At 32.0% G+C, this 15,888-nt stretch carries 14 protein-coding genes; 13 read left to right on the top strand and 1 reads right to left on the bottom strand.

Annotated elements, in window-relative coordinates:
* The first annotated feature begins 79 nt into the window (after positions 1–79).
* From D1816_RS19975 to D1816_RS19925, 11 genes are all read left to right on the top strand, one after another.
* Entirely contained in the window at positions 80–3,061 is a 2,982-nt protein-coding gene (locus D1816_RS19975) for a TonB-dependent receptor (protein WP_118505208.1), read from the top strand.
* Between the two features lie 9 nt (positions 3,062–3,070).
* Positions 3,071–4,279, top strand: coding sequence for an ABC transporter substrate-binding protein (locus D1816_RS19970; protein ID WP_118505206.1), 1,209 nt, complete (start codon positions 3,071–3,073; stop codon positions 4,277–4,279).
* 8 nt (positions 4,280–4,287) lie between these two features.
* On the top strand, positions 4,288–5,181 hold the full coding sequence (locus D1816_RS19965; protein WP_147405132.1) for an ABC transporter permease: 894 nt from the start codon (positions 4,288–4,290) through the stop codon (positions 5,179–5,181).
* On the top strand, positions 5,174–5,944 hold the full coding sequence (locus tag D1816_RS19960) for an ABC transporter permease (protein WP_082832396.1): 771 nt from the start codon (positions 5,174–5,176) through the stop codon (positions 5,942–5,944). The genes D1816_RS19965 and D1816_RS19960 overlap by 8 nt, the downstream gene beginning before the upstream one ends.
* Positions 5,941–6,681 carry an ABC transporter ATP-binding protein gene (locus D1816_RS19955; RefSeq protein WP_118505202.1) on the top strand — a complete coding sequence of 247 codons (741 nt, stop codon included), beginning with the start codon at positions 5,941–5,943 and terminating at the stop codon, positions 6,679–6,681. Before D1816_RS19960 ends, D1816_RS19955 begins: the two co-directional genes overlap by 4 nt.
* Complete coding sequence (locus tag D1816_RS19950) at positions 6,671–7,612, top strand: radical SAM protein (RefSeq protein WP_118505200.1); 942 nt, start codon at positions 6,671–6,673, stop codon at positions 7,610–7,612. Before D1816_RS19955 ends, D1816_RS19950 begins: the two co-directional genes overlap by 11 nt.
* Positions 7,612–8,115 (top strand): rhodanese-like domain-containing protein, encoded by a 504-nt coding sequence (locus D1816_RS19945; protein WP_118505198.1) that lies wholly within the window; start codon positions 7,612–7,614, stop codon positions 8,113–8,115. The genes D1816_RS19950 and D1816_RS19945 overlap by 1 nt, the downstream gene beginning before the upstream one ends.
* A gap of 60 nt (positions 8,116–8,175) precedes the next feature.
* On the top strand, positions 8,176–8,787 hold the full coding sequence (locus D1816_RS19940; RefSeq protein ID WP_369886677.1) for a TIGR04282 family arsenosugar biosynthesis glycosyltransferase: 612 nt from the start codon (positions 8,176–8,178) through the stop codon (positions 8,785–8,787).
* Entirely contained in the window at positions 8,787–9,599 is an 813-nt protein-coding gene (locus tag D1816_RS19935; protein WP_066313264.1) for a purine-nucleoside phosphorylase, read from the top strand. The genes D1816_RS19940 and D1816_RS19935 overlap by 1 nt, the downstream gene beginning before the upstream one ends.
* A 109-nt stretch (positions 9,600–9,708) precedes the next feature.
* A complete protein-coding gene (gene arsM, locus D1816_RS19930) occupies positions 9,709–10,677 on the top strand; it encodes an arsenosugar biosynthesis arsenite methyltransferase ArsM (RefSeq protein ID WP_066313262.1) in 969 nt (322 codons plus the stop codon).
* A gap of 651 nt (positions 10,678–11,328) precedes the next feature.
* Positions 11,329–12,078, top strand: coding sequence for a DUF547 domain-containing protein (locus D1816_RS19925; protein ID WP_118505194.1), 750 nt, complete (start codon positions 11,329–11,331; stop codon positions 12,076–12,078).
* A 63-nt stretch (positions 12,079–12,141) separates the two neighbouring features.
* On the opposite strand, the gene D1816_RS19920 is transcribed toward D1816_RS19925, so the two are convergent.
* Positions 12,142–13,362, bottom strand: coding sequence for an NADH:flavin oxidoreductase/NADH oxidase family protein (locus tag D1816_RS19920; protein WP_118505191.1), 1,221 nt, complete (start codon positions 13,360–13,362; stop codon positions 12,142–12,144).
* 242 nt (positions 13,363–13,604) lie between these two features.
* Between D1816_RS19920 and D1816_RS19915 the strand changes: the two genes are divergently transcribed.
* Positions 13,605–14,318: a DUF547 domain-containing protein gene (locus D1816_RS19915; RefSeq protein ID WP_082832393.1), complete on the top strand. Its 714-nt coding sequence runs from the start codon at positions 13,605–13,607 to the stop codon at positions 14,316–14,318.
* Between the two features lie 400 nt (positions 14,319–14,718).
* Positions 14,719–15,648, top strand: a complete 930-nt coding sequence (locus D1816_RS19910) for a DUF547 domain-containing protein (protein ID WP_118505189.1) — start codon at positions 14,719–14,721, stop codon at positions 15,646–15,648.
* Positions 15,649–15,888: the final 240 nt, after the last annotated feature.

Here is a 15,888-nt window from a genome sequence, read left to right as displayed (position 1 = left end):
GGCGTTTTTATTTTTCAATAATGAAACAATAAAAGCCCTTTCATTCAACTTTCTTTTTTATTAAAATTAAACTCATTAAATGAAGAATATATTCATTTGGGGATTACTATGTATAAGTGCAATTAGTTTTGCGCAAGAAGATTTTACAGTTTCAGTGATAGACTTCGAAACTAGTCAAGCTTTATCTGATATTACTATTACATTAAGTAATCCTAATCAAGGAATTACAATACAAAAAACAACTGATTCTAAAGGAAAAGTTATTTTTAGAGCACTCCCAATACTTAACAACTATGAACTTTCATTTATCGGAAATGATCAATTTAACCCTTTAAACAAAACTGATATTGATATCCGATCAAACAAAAACTCAAGTATCAAAATTGCTTTACTTGCAAAAGGGTCTACAACACAATTAGAAGAAGTAATTCTTTCTGCTAATCCAACTGCTAATATCAATCGAAGAGATGCAGAAGTCGCCTTTGAACTAAAAGCTAAAGAAATTCAGGAAATTCCTGTAGAAGGTAGAGACATTACTCGTGTATTGTATCGTCTACCAAATGTATCACAAGCAACAGGTTTTTTTCCAGAGGCGCCTAATGTTAGTATTAATGGCGCTAATTCTCTATTTACCTCATACTTAATTGATGGATTAGATAATAATGAACGTTTTTTAGGAGGACAACGCTTTGCGATTCCTGTTGGTTTTGTAAAAGACATCACTGTGTTAACAAATAATTTTTCTGCAGAATATGGGTTAACCAATAATGGAGTAGTTGATATCACTACAAAATCAGGTACAAATGAAGTAACTGGAGAAGTATTTTTTACTACACGTCCTGGACCTTCTATTGATGGTCAGACAGATTTTGCACAGCGCGATTTATCCGGTAACGCTGTAAGAGATGGTTTTGCTCGATATCAGACGGGTATTGGTATCGGTGGACCTATTATAAAAGATAAAACCTTTTACTATTTTAATTTTGAACATACCACAGATGTAAAAGATAATTTATTGAATGTATCGGATTTGGGAATTAACGAAACCATACGCGGAAATAATTCCTTTAATTATTTTTCTGGAAAAATTGATCAATTTTGGAGTACCAATTTTCGATCTTCCTTACGTGCCAATATTGGCGTAGTAAGTATCGAAAGACAAGGAGGTGGTCTTGATGGAGGTGTACAATTTAATTCTGCAGCAAATCAACAACAACGAAACAGCATCAATATTGCACTAAAAAACTCATACACCCTAGGAAACATAAGTGCAGAAACCAATGTACAATACAGTAGATTTCGTTGGAACTATGCAGATCCAGAAAATCCAGATAGTCCCCAAGTTACAGTACGCAATCCTTTGCAGGAAACTATTGCTGTACTTGGACACCCTGGCTTTGTATTCGATGCTCTAGAAAACACTATTCAATTACAACAAAAATTCAAATTATACTTATCAAATCACACCTTAAAAGCAGGCGCAAATTACATTAGAGGTGATCATGAACTTTTTGGAGGTGGAGTTCCAAATGGATCATATACTGTTGACTTAACCCAAAATCAAATCGATGTATTACGCAATAATAACGTTAATGGCAACTTAAGTATCACCGATATCCCTTCCGATGCTTTGGTAAGCAATTATAATGTTGAACTGCGTCCAGCTTCTTTTGGTACGAATCAAAACATTTATTCTATTTATGTTGAAGATCTATGGGATGTAACCGAAAAACTAAACATTACTTTAGGTCTTCGATATGACTATGATAATCTTTCTAAGGCTGGTAGCACAGATGGAGATTACAATAATTTTGCTCCTCGTGTTAATCTTAACTATCAACTAAGTAATAATAGCACCATACGAGGAGGCTATGCAGTATCATACGATAAAATCCCATATGCGGTGTATAGCGATGCGTTACAACAAAACACCACTTCAACAGATTATAGAGCGCAAATTCAAGAATTTATAAACCTAGGTATATTACCGGCAGACACAGATTTAGATCGTGTGCTTTTTGATGGAAACATAGGTGCAAATGTAAGTGGTGTAAACTATCTTCAGGGACCTACCGCTGATCAACTACAGGACCAAAGAGAAGGTGCATTTTCTAATGAACGTAGAATATTAAATCCTAATGGGTTTGACAATCCGTTTACACATCAATTTGCCTTAGGATATCAAACTCAAATCAACGATAACAAATTGTTTTTTGTTGATCTTGTACACAATCGAAGTGAGAACTTGTTTAGACTACGCAACTTAAATGCGGCAGCGCAATATGCAATAGATCCAAATAACGTTGTCGTTAGAACCATAGAAGAAGCAGATGCAACTCGTCCTATTCCAATTCAAAATAGTGCCGCTGTAATCAACGGACAAACACGTACAGGAGTTGCAAGAAATGTGGTTATCTCAGAAACCGAAGGAAAATCTAGATACTATGCGGCTAGTTTTAATTTTCAAAAAAATAAAGGAACAGACAACTATGCGTATCGTATAAATTATACACTATCCTCATTAGAAAATGATACAGAAGACATTAATTTCAGAGCGCAAGATGCTAATAACTATGACTCAGAGTTTGGACCTTCTATAAACGACCGTACTCACAATATCAATGGTATATTTAATTATTATCCATTCAAAGGCACATCAATAACTCTTGCCGCTCTTTTACAAAGTGGACAATCTATTAATCGTATTCCTGATGCTTTGTTATTTGGAACAACTGATCTTAATGGTGATGGATCAGGTTTTGGAGATGCGTATGTTGGTAATAGTGATCGCTTTCCTGGAGAATCCAGAAATAGTGATCGTTTACCATGGAGCACTAATTTTGATGTTGGCTTGCAACATCAATTCGTATTAGGAAATAATACTATCGAAATACGAGCTGATATTTTTAATGTATTTAATACCGAAAACCTTAGTGGCTATAGCAACAATGCTACACAAAGTAATCAAATTCAGCAAGGTTCTGCTGCAAGCGGGCGGTTTGTGCAACGCAACGCAGGACCACCTAGACAGTTTCAATTTGGAGTTCGTTATTTATTTTAAAAATCACTTATGAAAAAGTTAATCTATGTTATACTCGCAATGCTCTTACTAGCATGTGGAAAAGAACAAAAAGAAACTTCTTTTGCTATTGACTCAGCCAGCTGGGACGAGATTATTAAGCAAGGGCAAAATCAAAGTGTCAACCTAATGATGTGGACAGGTGACACAAAGATAAATGCGTATATGAATTCTTATATCAGACCTTTGGTGAAAGAAAAGTATAACATAGATCTTACTATTAGCAGTGGACAAGGAAATACGATTGTACAAATCTTGATGGCAGAATTACAAGCCAATAAAACAGAAAGTGATCTAGATATGGTATGGATTAATGGAGAAACTTTTTATCAACTACAACAAATTAAAGGACTTTATGGCCCATGGACATCCAAATTACCAAATGCCGAATTCATAGATTTTGATAATAAATTTATTGGTATGGATTTTCAACAACCTATTGCTGGTTATGAACTACCATGGGGTAATGTACAAATGACTATCATTTATAATAGTGAAAATGTAAAAACTCCTCCAATGACCAGAGAAGCTCTATATAAGTTTGCAAAAGAAAACCCAGGTAAATTTACTTGGGACAATCACTTTACAGGACTTACCTTTCTTAAAGCATTATTAATTGATATTGCTGGGGGTAACGGAAGTTTAAATGGTGATTTTGACGAAAAAAAGTACCAAAAATATAGTTCAGAACTCTGGTCATATCTCACCACTTTAAAACCATATCTCTGGAAAAACGGAGAAACTTTTCCTGAAGCTGTAGCCCCTATGCATCAACTATTTGCTAGTGGCGAACTATGGTTTACAATGAGTAATAATGATGCAGAAGTCGACAATAAAATTGCCGAAGGAATATTTCCCGAGACCACTAGAGCCTATGTTCCTAAGTATGGCACTATACAAAACTCGCACTATATGGGAATCTCTAAAATGTCTATAAATAAAGCCGCTGCTATGGTAGTCGCCAATGAAATGATCTCTGCTGAAGCTCAATTAAAAAAACAAGATCCAAGTATATGGGGAGATGGAACAGTATTAGACACAAAGAAATTACCTTCTTTACTAAAAGCCAAATTTAATAACCAACCTAACAGGAAATATGCACCAAAACGATCAGAAATTACTCAAAGAGCTTTACAAGAAATCAACCCAGAATATATGATCCGATTAGCTGAAGATTTCAGAAAATATATGATCAAATAAATAAAAACATGAATGCTAACCATTTTAATATTCTAAGTAGTAAAATAGTATTCTTAATGCTTACTATACTTCCTGTAGGAAGTGGTTTTGTGTACGCATTTCTATATAGTATTGGAACCATAGGGATTTTAAATAACGGTTTCACTCTTGCACATTGGGTTAATGTTTTAACCGATACCTCATTTTGGTTTTCTTTAGGGTATAGTTTCTATATTGCCATTGTCTCTGTGAGTATAAGCATACTATTAGCTTTAACAATAGTATTATTCTGGAAAAAAAGCCTGGTTAGCAACAATAGTATAGTATCATATCTATTATATATACCTTTATGTTTTCCGGCTATTGTAGTCGCATTATTTAGTTTTCAAGTATGGTCAAAATCAGGACTAATCTCAAGAATAGTATCACATCTAGGTATACTAACAGAAATAACGTCTTTCCCTGATCTTACAAATGACACGTATGGATTTTCAATTCTATGCTCATGTATCTTAATGATTACGCCCTTTTTTGCAATTCTTTTTTCAAATCTCTATAAACAAGAACAAATAGATCATTTAAAAAATATTGCAATGAGTTTAGGGGCAACAAGCACACAGGCCTTATTCAAAATTGTGTTGCCTGTAATATTAAAAAAAGCAAAGATCACTATTAGTTTATTTATCGTTTTTGTGATGAGCAGTTATGAAATACCATTACTACTAGGAAGACAAAATCCGCAAATGATTTCTGTTCTTGCAATACAAAAACTGCAACGCTTTAATCTTAACGATATTCCTCAAGCATATGCTATTGCTTGTTTGTATATGATATTTATTGGATTGGTATTATACTTTTTGTTTTTTTCGAAGTCAAGTACACAACTATCTGTTTCACCCTTAAAAAGAAACTTTGATGATTAGAAAAGCTTTGATACCTGTATTTATGCTTATGGTAACATTTCCTATAGCTTTGTTATTACTATTATCTTTTGGCAAATCATGGGTATACCCAAATATTTTTCCAGACCAATTTACTTTACAGCACTGGAATGATATATATCAAATAAATTCTGAATTACTTATGGTTACCCTAAAATCAATAGGGATATCTCTAGGAGTAAGTTCTGTGGTAACATTATTATCTTTCTTTTCTTCTAAACATATATCATATAGTGTCTACAAAAGTAGATGGTTGTTTTTGGCCTATATCCCCTACGTATTTTCTCCTGTAATTTTAGCCGCTACACTACAGTTCTATTTTACTTTTGTAGATGTTTCAGGGACTTTTTTCGGAGTAATACTAGCTCAACTATTTATAACTTATCCATTTGGAGTCCTTATTTTTAGCAATTTTTGGAATCCACGTATTAAAGCAATAGCTGAATTAAGTAATACTTTAGGAGGTAATTCATGGATAACATTTTATAAGGTCGTTCTACCTCTGTCTAAAGGAGTTCTACTGTTATGCTTTTTTCAGGTTTTTTTAATCTCTTGGTTTGAATATGGCTTAACTGCCTTAATAGGGGTTGGAAAAATAAAAACCTTGACACTAAGTGTTTTTCAATATATACAAGAAGCAAATATTTTTTTAGCTGCGCTAGCATCTTGTCTTTTGATCATTCCACCAATGATACTGTTATATCTTAATAAACGTTTCATTTTTACAAACCAACAAACGATATGACAAACCAACTGCTAGACATACAAAACCTTAGTAAGGCATTTGAAGATGAACACATCCTTACACAAACTTCTTTTTTTCTTCAAGAAAGCAAGACACTTAGTATTTTGGGCAAATCTGGTAGTGGTAAAACTACATTGTTAAAAATAATTGCGGGGTTAGAAAAACAAGATAACGGAACTATACTTCTAGAGAACAACGACATAACTACCCTTTCTGCCCATAAACGAAATGTAGTATACCTATATCAAGATGCATTATTATTTCCTCATCTAAATGTTTTTGAAAATATAGCGTTTGGATTAAAATTAAGAAAGATAAATGCTCAAGAGGTCAAAAATAGAGTCACTAAAATGCTCTATGATCTAGAATTACAAAAACACATTCATAAAATGCCAACGCAACTAAGCGGTGGTCAACGTCAACGTGTATCTTTTGGACGAGCATTAATTATACAACCAAAAATATTACTCTTAGACGAACCTTTTGGAGCTTTAGATGTCGATACCCGAAAACAAATGCAACGCCTTTGTAAAGAAACCTTAAAACAATATAAAATCACAACTTTATTTGTTACCCATGACCTTAAAGAAGCCCTAATTATGGGAGATCAAATTGGCAAAATGCAAAGTGGTGTATTAAAAACTTTTAAAAACAAAGAAGAATTTCTTAATGACCCTTCTACAGGAATAAAAGAAGAAATAGAATTCTGGAAAAATATACATGCAAATGAAGAATGATTTTAATCACATACAATCCATTTATTGGGTATTTACACAGCTCTGTAATGATGACTGTGATCATTGTTACAATGATTCTAGCCCCTTTGGTAAAAGAATGAGTGAATCTGACTGTATGGCAATTATAGAAAATTTACCCGATACGGTAGATCGTTTAATCTTGAGTGGTGGTGAACCTGTTGCCGAAAAAAAATTACTCTATGCAATTTTAGATAGAGTTCAGGAAAAGTATAATGGCAAAACCCAAGTAATGCTTCAAACCAACGGAGATCTTCTTAATAAAAACATAGTCGAAACGCTTATTAACAAAGGCGTTACACGTTTTGACATTGCTAGTATTGATCGTTACCATAAAAAAGCCGGTAGTCGACTTATAGAACTAGCCGATCTTTTTGAAAGTTGCGGTGTTTCAGGAACAGAAAAAGATCCACTGATCGAAGGAGGGCATTATCTAACAGAAAATCCACTAAGCTGGGGGTACTGGGGAGCCAGTGAAGATATGTGGTTAGGTGGTAATTGGGCACGAGGAAAAGCAATAAAAAATGACATCTGGAAAAAAGACCCAGATCATAATTTTTGCTCTATTTTATCTGGAGCACGTAATTTTCTTGGCGGACATGATGATATTCCTCAAGAAATTAGTATTCAATTATGGAAAATCAACCCATGCTGCCCAGGTACACATTTCCCAATGGGGGATGCTCGAAAACAAAAAGTTGCTCATGTATTGCAACGTGCTTCAAAAAATGCCGTATTTAAAATACTAAATGAAGGTACCCCCCTGGAGATGGGAGTTCCAATTGGAATTTCCAAACAACAAGCTTCACTAAAAAATAAAGAACTCAAAAATATTTGCTTGTATTGCGATCATTTCTTAAAATGTAATAAAAATATCATTTTCGATGAAAATGGAATAAAAGAACTAGCCTAATGAAAAAAAACTTTTATATCTACACCGTCCTTATGTCTCTATTGTATTTAGGGGTAAATGCGCAAACCACCGATCTTGACAAATTACTAAGCAAATATAATAATGAAAGTGTACCATATATTTCTGTAAATGAACTAAAAGACATTAAAGATCAAGTGGTATTATTGGATGCGAGAGAAAAAAATGAATTTGATGTTAGTCACATCAAAAACGCAAAATTTGTAGGGTACGATCATTTCAAAATAAATACTATAACCAAACAAAACATCCCTAAAGACACTAAAATTGTGGTCTATTGTAGTCTTGGCGTTCGATCAGAAGATATTTCAGAAAAGTTAAAGAAAGAAGGATACACAAATGTACTCAACCTATATGGTGGCATTTTTGAATGGAAAAACAAAGACTATGAGGTAGTTGATTCTGAAGAAAAATCAACAGAAAAAGTTCATGTTTGCTCTAAAGAATGGTCAAAATGGCTATTAAAAGGTAAAAAAGTGTACTAGTCTTAAACCACTATCATTTTGAAAAATCATATATAATTTAAAAATAAAAAGACCTAAAATTTGAAACAAGAAAAAGACAATTTATTAATGATCTTTACTCGCAATCCCGAGTTAGGAAAATGCAAAACTCGTCTTGCCGCTACTGTTGGAGATCAAGTTGCTTTAGATATCTATACCTTTTTATTAGAACATACTGTCCAAATCACCAAAGATCTAAATGTAACAAAAGAAGTGCATTATTCTCAAAACAAGAATAACAATGACTTATGGGAAGCAGCTATTTACAATAAGATGGAGCAATCCGGAAGTGATTTAGGTAAACGAATGGAATATGCTTTTGCAGCTGGTTTTGAAAAAGGTTACCAAAACATAATCATAATTGGTAGTGATATGTATGACTTAAATCAAATAGATCTTGAGCATGCGTTCACAACTCTTAAAACTCATGATTATGTAATTGGTCCGGCAGAAGATGGAGGGTATTATTTATTTGGAATGAAATCCTTAAATTCACAGGTTTTTAAAAATAAAATCTGGGGCACCGATTCTGTCCTTAAAGATACTTTAGAAGATTTAAAAAAAGAAAATATAAAACTACTAGAGGTACGCAATGATATTGACTATTATGAAGATATTAAAGACATTGCGGCCTTTCAAAAATTTCTAGACTAATGATCAAATACATAGAAGAAACAACAGATTTCCTTAAAGAAAAAGGATTTGAAAGCCCTGAGATAGGTATAATATTAGGAACCGGATTAGGTCAACTAATTAATGAAATAGAGATTATTAAAGAAATAAGTTATAATCATATTCCTAATTTCCCGACAGCTACTGTAGAATTTCATAAAGGAAAATTAATCTACGGAAAAATAGAAGAAAAAACTGTTATTGTAATGCAGGGACGTTTTCATTTGTATGAAGGATACACATTACAAGATGTAACATATCCGGTTAGAATAATGGAAAAATTAGGGGTTAAAACGCTTTTAGTATCAAATGCTTCTGGAGCTGTAAATCTTAACTTTAAGAAAGGCGAATTAATGCTAATCGATGATCATATAAACTTACAAGGTGGGTCTCCACTAGCATTTAAAGGTGTAGAGAAACTAGGAAGCCGTTTTACTGATATGAGTGCCCCTTATGATCAAAAAATTAATGATACATTAGAAAAAATAGCAAAAGAAAAAAATATACAGCTTCATAAAGGAGTATATGCTTCTGTATTAGGTCCACAATTAGAAACCAGAGCAGAATATCGTTATCTAAAAACCATAGGAGCAGATGCCGTTGGTATGAGTACCGTTCCTGAAGTAATTGTTGCCAATCACTTAGGTCTTAAGGTTTCTGCAGTATCTGTATTAACAGATGAATGTAATCCAGATGACTTAAAACCTATTAATATCGACGAAATAATTGCTATGGCCGCAAAGGCAGAGCCCAATATGATTCTTTTGTTTAAAGAGTTAATAAAAACATTCTAATTAGAAAAAATAGTCTATTTTAAAAAATGAAAGTTTTGGACTACTGTTTCGACTAAAATTTATTGATAACCCAAAATAATCCTAGTAAAAGGAATACAAAAATTAATTTATGAGTTATTTAGATACCACTCACGACGTGTATAAAGAAGCAGCATTAACACCAGATGTAGGTTTATGCTGTACTACTAACCCTATTTGGGAGTTACCTGGTCTTAAAATACCTAAGATCATGCAAGAAATGAACTATGGTTGCGGAAGCACAGTTAACGCAAGAGATTTAACCAATAGTCCAAAAACACTATATGTTGGTGTTGGAGGAGGAATGGAACTATTGCAATTCTCATATTTTTCACGTCAAAAAGGAGGTGTTATTGGGATTGATGTAGTAGAAGAAATGTTAGAGGCTTCTCGTAAAAACTTTAAAGAAGCCGAGGCTCAAAATGATTGGTTTAAAAGTGAATATGTAGATCTTAGATTTGGAGATGCTTTAAATCTTCCTGTTGAAGATAATAGTATTGATGTTGCCGCTCAAAATTGCTTGTTCAACATATTTAAAGCAGATGATCTAAAAAAAGCAATCGAAGAGATGTATCGCGTTTTAAAACCTCATGGAAGATTGGTGATGAGCGATCCTACCTGTGAACAACCTATGAATGATAATTTGCGTAATGATGAAAGACTAAGAGCATTATGCTTAAGTGGAAGCTTACCAATTAACGAATATATCAAAGCTCTTACAGATGTAGGGTTTGGAACCATTGAAATAAGAGCTCGTAAGCCTTATAGAATTTTGGATCCAAAAAACTATGATACCGACGAACTTATTTATATAGAATCAATAGAAGTAGCTGCCATAAAAGATCCAATGCCAAAAGATGGGCCTTGTATTTTTACAGGAAAAGCCGCTATTTATTTTGGAGATGAAGACTACTTTGATGATAAAAAAGGTCATGTACTTCTAAAAAACCAGCCTATTGCTGTTTGTGATAAAACAGCAGGTGCTTTAGCCGATTTAGGCAGAGACGATATCTTTATCAGCGAATCTACTTATCATTATGATGGTGGGGGATGCTGTTAAGATTCAAGGCTAATTAACTATAACCAGGAAGTCGAAAGCATGTATTTGTTTTCGGCTTCTTCTTTTCTAAGGATAGTAAAATAAACCAAGATATAATTTTTACATACCGTAATAGATCGCTTAAACCCAATCTATGCAATACATACATTACTTTCCTAATTTCTGCATCATATCGCTATTCTGAAGTTAAAAAATACAACAAAGCGATCGCATTCAAAGTAGTTCAAAAGTTTACTAGGTTTTCTACATATAAAGTGAGTTAAAACAGCTCTTCATTATTTCTAACATAATTAAGATATACTATTGTTTTAACGTACTTAAATTATTTAAATCAAGGCTCGATTTACTTAAAACAAAACCAAAATAAACAAAGGTTCGTCTTTTGACCATTTTTTAGGTCAGGTTTTGGACTTCTTTAACTGCGTAAAAACCTTAAATACTATAAATCAGCAAGTTAAACAACTTTAAAAGTATATAAATTTAAAATTTGAGGATTCCTTGCTTAGGCTACGTCTTTTATGAGATTCTTTGTTTAATTATCAAAATTTTTAGAAGTATTTTCCTACTTAAATAATCAAATCGTGTATTATGTCCGTTTTTTTTGTATATTACAGATTCGAAATTCTACAATAACCCAAAATACCTAACAAAATGAAATTTCTTAAAACAACTACTTTTATTCTATTGTCACTTTTGTTTAGTACTACCTACGCTCAAGAAAAAGTGAATCATTCTGCTTGGGATCAAATTTTAATTCTTAATGTTCAGGATGATGGTATGGTTGATTATGAGGGTGTTACTAGAGATGTTGCTGTGTTTTATGATTATTTTAGATCTCTTTGCAAAATATCCCCAAAAGAAAATTGGAGTAAAGAAGATAAATTAGCGTATTGGTTAAATGTTTATAATGCCGCAGCAATGAAGATGATTATCGATGATTATCCTGTAGCATCTATTAATGAGGTTGAGAATCCATGGAAAAGAAAAGTTTTTAAATCAGAAGGGGTACGATATAGTCTTGATGAAATAGAGCATGATATTTTAAGAAAATTTGGAGATCCTAGAATTCACTTTTTGCTTAATTGCGGATCTATGTCTTCTCCAAGATTATGGAACAGAGCCTATACTGCTATGAATATTAATGATGCCTTAGAAGAAAGAACAAGAGAATTTATTAATGACCCACAAAGAAATCAAATTACTTCTAGTACCGTTAAAATTTCTCAAGTATTTGAATGGTATAAAGATGATTTCGAAAGTAATAATATTGATGTCATAGATTTTATTAATCAATATGCAACAGTTAAAATAAACAAAATTTCAAAAGACAGTTATATTACTTATGATTGGTCTCTTAATAAAAAGGATATTAAAACTCCTATTTCGAGTAACCAACATTAAATTTAAAGTAGTACAAAATTTACAATAACCTCAAGTTTGATTTCTTTTCAGATTTGAGGTTACTTAGTTAAAAAACTTCTTTAGCATAGCTATTTTAAATTCGTAAAGTATTAAGAAAACCGAACTCCATAAGGGATTCATATCTCCTTTAAAGCTTTTTCCTTTAGAAAACCTAATCAACTGACGAGCATAAAACCCACCTTCTGCAGCATCTTCAAGTTTTTTTATACCAGTCCTAATCACAAAATTTTCTAAAGACAAAATCTCTCCTTTTAAAAACCCGGAAATACTTTCTCTATTAGTGATAAATGGTCTCGCCATACCTATTAAATCAACTTCTTTATTTTGCAACACTTCATTGCAAAAATGATAAGATCTAAAACCTCCTGTAATCATTAAAGGAATCGTACTTACTTTTCTTATTTTTTTCGCAAAATCTATAAAATAGGCCTCTCTCTTTTTAGTACTTTCTTTAATCCCTACTTCTTCATTAAGTTCAAAAAAAGCCAACTTTTCATAAGTTCCTCCAGAAATTTCTAACAAATCAATAGTTTCTTTATCCAACATTTTCACTACTTCTAATGATTCTTCTTCTGTAAATCCCCCACGTTGAAAATCTGCAGAATTTAGCTTTACGGCTATCGGAAAATCTGGACCTACTTCATTACGTATTTCTCTAATAATTGTTAATAATAAACGACTACGGTTTTCTATCGTACCACCCCATTGATCGGTTCTAAGGTTCGTATGGGGAGATAAAAACTGGCTTAGTAGATATCCATGAGCAGCATGTATTTGAACTCCTGTAAAACCAGATAATTTAGATAATCTTGCTGCCTTTGTAAATCCTTTAATAACATCATCTATATCCTTTTCCGACATAGCTATAGGCTTACCAAAAAGCCCCATCTTACTTAACTTAACTTCAGAAGGTGCTAGAGGTTTACTAGTTCCAAACTTATTAGTTTGTCTTCCGGAGTGAGAAATTTGTACCCAAACATGATTTCCATCCTTTTTACTCGATTCTGCCCAAGAACTAAGTTTAGGCAACATAGACTCATCATCAAAACATACATTTCCTGCAGATTCCAGATGTTTTCTATCTACTACTACATTTCCAGTAATTAACAAACCAGCATTTGTATCGGCCCATTTTTTATATAACTTTTCATGTCCTATAGTCGGCTCAAATCTTTTATTACTAATACGCTCTGTCATAGCAGATTTCACCAGTCTGTTTTTCAATATTGCTCCACAAGGAAGCTTTAATTTTGTACTAATCATACCTAAATAGTTCGATTGCAATAATACATAATCTCTATTATTAAACCAATTTTTAAAATTTTCTTCCTAAACCTGCAAAAAATTAACTATAATAAACTTTTTTTGTTAAAAAACATTACGGTTTAACCGTAAAACTTGCATTTTATCGATTATTTCACTTCTTTTGTCTAATATCAAATTAGAAAAATATTATTTTAAATAATTTACGTTTAATACAAGGACTTTAATCCCCCATAAAAACAATGAAAAATTTTAATTTAATACTTGCAATATTCGTAACAATTTGTTTTACAGATATTAAAGCACAAAATAATGTCGATCATTCTGTTTGGGATCAACTCTTGATACTTAATGTTTCTGAAGTAGGGAAAGTTAATTATAAAGGAGTAATGAAAGATAGTTCGCTTTTTTATGAATATTTTAGATCACTTTCGCAAAACCCGCCTACCGATGAATGGTCAAGAGAAGAAAAACTGGCCTATTGGGTAAATGCATATAATGCAATTGCTCTAAAAATGATTATCGATAATTATCCTGTTGAAAGTATAAATGAACTTCATGATCCTTGGAAACAACGTTTTTTTAAGGTAAATGATAAACGATACAGTCTAGATGATATTGAACACGAAGTACTTAGGAAATTTGATGAACCTAGGATTCACTTTGTTATTAATTGTGCATCTAACTCTTCTCCAAAACTGCTAAACATGGCATACACTGCCGAAAACATTAATGAAGCCTTAGAAAAATGTACTACCATGTTTATTAATGATCCTTCAAAAAACACCATTACGTCTTCTGAGGTCAAAGTTTCAAAGATCTTTGAATGGTATAAAGACGATTTTAATAATGGAAATGTTGTTGATTTCATCAATCAATACGCAAATGTAAAAATCAACAAAATTCCTAAAAAAGGATATGTAGAGTATGACTGGAGTTTAAATGAACAGTTATAAGTAATACTCTTAAATTACTCCTCACACACAAACTTCTTCAAAATAAGATTAAGGCATTGCCCTATTTATTTTAGAAAACAATTCTAAAACTAAACCTGAGGGTGGTTTTTTTATATGTAATACTTAAGCTTTTATAAGGACTAAAACTCAATTAATACAAGAAACTTTAATCTGCATTCAGAAATAAATTAATTCAGAGTAAGGTTATTAAATTCTATAGACTAAAAATTGTGGCTCGAATTTTGGTTTAGTACTAAATAGTAACTGATTGTTTATTCAAATATGATAGATCTAAGAGATATAGAAATATCTGAATCAATGAATAACGAAGGATTAAGAGCTATTATAAAGTCAGTTTAATTGGATTATACACCTTATTTAACAAAAAAGTAATTTATCTATGAAAAAAACGCTCCTTATCATATTGATTTGCTTGTCTTTTACTTGTTCTGCTAACACTAGAGTAGTTAAAAACACTGCTCAACCAGCACTTACAAATAACACTTTAGTTAGAAAACAAACCGATACAACAAAGACAACTTTAATTATTGAAGAAAAGGCACCCGAAACTATTCTCAAAAAAGCTCCTTTACAAAAAAAAGAAGTGTTGGAAATAACAGCTCCGATTAAAAGAATTGATACGGTAAAAAGTACACCCAAAATATCTAAAGAACCAAAAAAAGTATCCAAAACATTACTTCATCAACCTTGGAACGCTTTATTAAAAAAATATGTTTCTAAAGATGGAAATATAAACTACAAAGGGTTTAAACAAGATCGAGCTTTTCGTTTATATTTAAAAACATTAAGTACAAATATGCCTGATCAAAATTGGTCTAAAAACGAAAAACTTGCCTATTGGTTAAATGTATATAATGCCTTTACTATAAAATTAATAACTAACAATTATCCTTTAAAAAGTATAAAAGAAATTAAAAAGCCATGGGATCTACGTTTTTTTAAGTTAGGAAGTAAATGGTATACACTTAATGATGTTGAACATAGAATTCTTAGAAAAATGAAAGATCCTAGAATTCACTTTGGAATTAACTGTGCTTCTTTTTCCTGCCCGCCTTTATTAAATAAAGCATTTACATCAAAAAATGTAAATAGCGAACTTGAAAAATTAGCTATTTCATTTATTAATGATCCTAAACGAAATAAAATCACTGCAAATACTATAGAGCTTTCAAAAATATTTTTGTGGTTCGCCAAAGATTTTAAATACAACGGAACCTTAGTCTCGTTTCTTAACAAATATTCAAAAATCACCATTAATCCAAATGCCCAAAAGAGCTACATGGACTATAACTGGAATCTAAACGAATAAAGGACACAATACTAAACCTAAAACTACAAATCCCTATCTATTTAAATAGATAGGGATTTGTAGTATCTATACTTTTATTTACAAACCGATTATGACTTGGCATTCATTAATAGGATGAAACCCATATGCTTAATTATATAGTATTTCTTTAATTTTTTTTCGTAGTAAACACTTACAAAAGCATTTGATATTGTAAGGTAATCCTCAATTTTCCTACTAAATTTCAAACCTTGGATAAAA

It is taken from the genome of Aquimarina sp. AD10, assembly GCF_003443715.1.
GTDB lineage: Bacteria > Bacteroidota > Bacteroidia > Flavobacteriales > Flavobacteriaceae > Aquimarina > Aquimarina aggregata.
Note: the sequence above shows the minus strand (reverse complement) of the source record. Positions and strands in the feature narration are given on the sequence as shown.

What these genes read in the sequence shown, in the direction of transcription:
- D1816_RS19955 (WP_118505202.1), top strand. Translation starts at nt 5,941, where the DNA reads ATGACAAACCAACTGCTAGACATACAAAACCTTAGTAAGGCATTTGAA.
- D1816_RS19920 (WP_118505191.1), bottom strand. Translation starts at nt 13,362, where the DNA reads ATGATTAGTACAAAATTAAAGCTTCCTTGTGGAGCAATATTGAAAAAC.
- D1816_RS19970 (WP_118505206.1), top strand. Translation starts at nt 3,071, where the DNA reads ATGAAAAAGTTAATCTATGTTATACTCGCAATGCTCTTACTAGCATGT.
- arsM (WP_066313262.1), top strand. Translation starts at nt 9,709, where the DNA reads ATGAGTTATTTAGATACCACTCACGACGTGTATAAAGAAGCAGCATTA.
- D1816_RS19915 (WP_082832393.1), top strand. Translation starts at nt 13,605, where the DNA reads ATGAAAAATTTTAATTTAATACTTGCAATATTCGTAACAATTTGTTTT.
- D1816_RS19935 (WP_066313264.1), top strand. Translation starts at nt 8,787, where the DNA reads ATGATCAAATACATAGAAGAAACAACAGATTTCCTTAAAGAAAAAGGA.
- D1816_RS19910 (WP_118505189.1), top strand. Translation starts at nt 14,719, where the DNA reads ATGAAAAAAACGCTCCTTATCATATTGATTTGCTTGTCTTTTACTTGT.
- D1816_RS19960 (WP_082832396.1), top strand. Translation starts at nt 5,174, where the DNA reads ATGATTAGAAAAGCTTTGATACCTGTATTTATGCTTATGGTAACATTT.
- D1816_RS19975 (WP_118505208.1), top strand. Translation starts at nt 80, where the DNA reads ATGAAGAATATATTCATTTGGGGATTACTATGTATAAGTGCAATTAGT.
- D1816_RS19945 (WP_118505198.1), top strand. Translation starts at nt 7,612, where the DNA reads ATGAAAAAAAACTTTTATATCTACACCGTCCTTATGTCTCTATTGTAT.
- D1816_RS19925 (WP_118505194.1), top strand. Translation starts at nt 11,329, where the DNA reads ATGAAATTTCTTAAAACAACTACTTTTATTCTATTGTCACTTTTGTTT.
- D1816_RS19965 (WP_147405132.1), top strand. Translation starts at nt 4,288, where the DNA reads ATGAATGCTAACCATTTTAATATTCTAAGTAGTAAAATAGTATTCTTA.
- D1816_RS19950 (WP_118505200.1), top strand. Translation starts at nt 6,671, where the DNA reads ATGAAGAATGATTTTAATCACATACAATCCATTTATTGGGTATTTACA.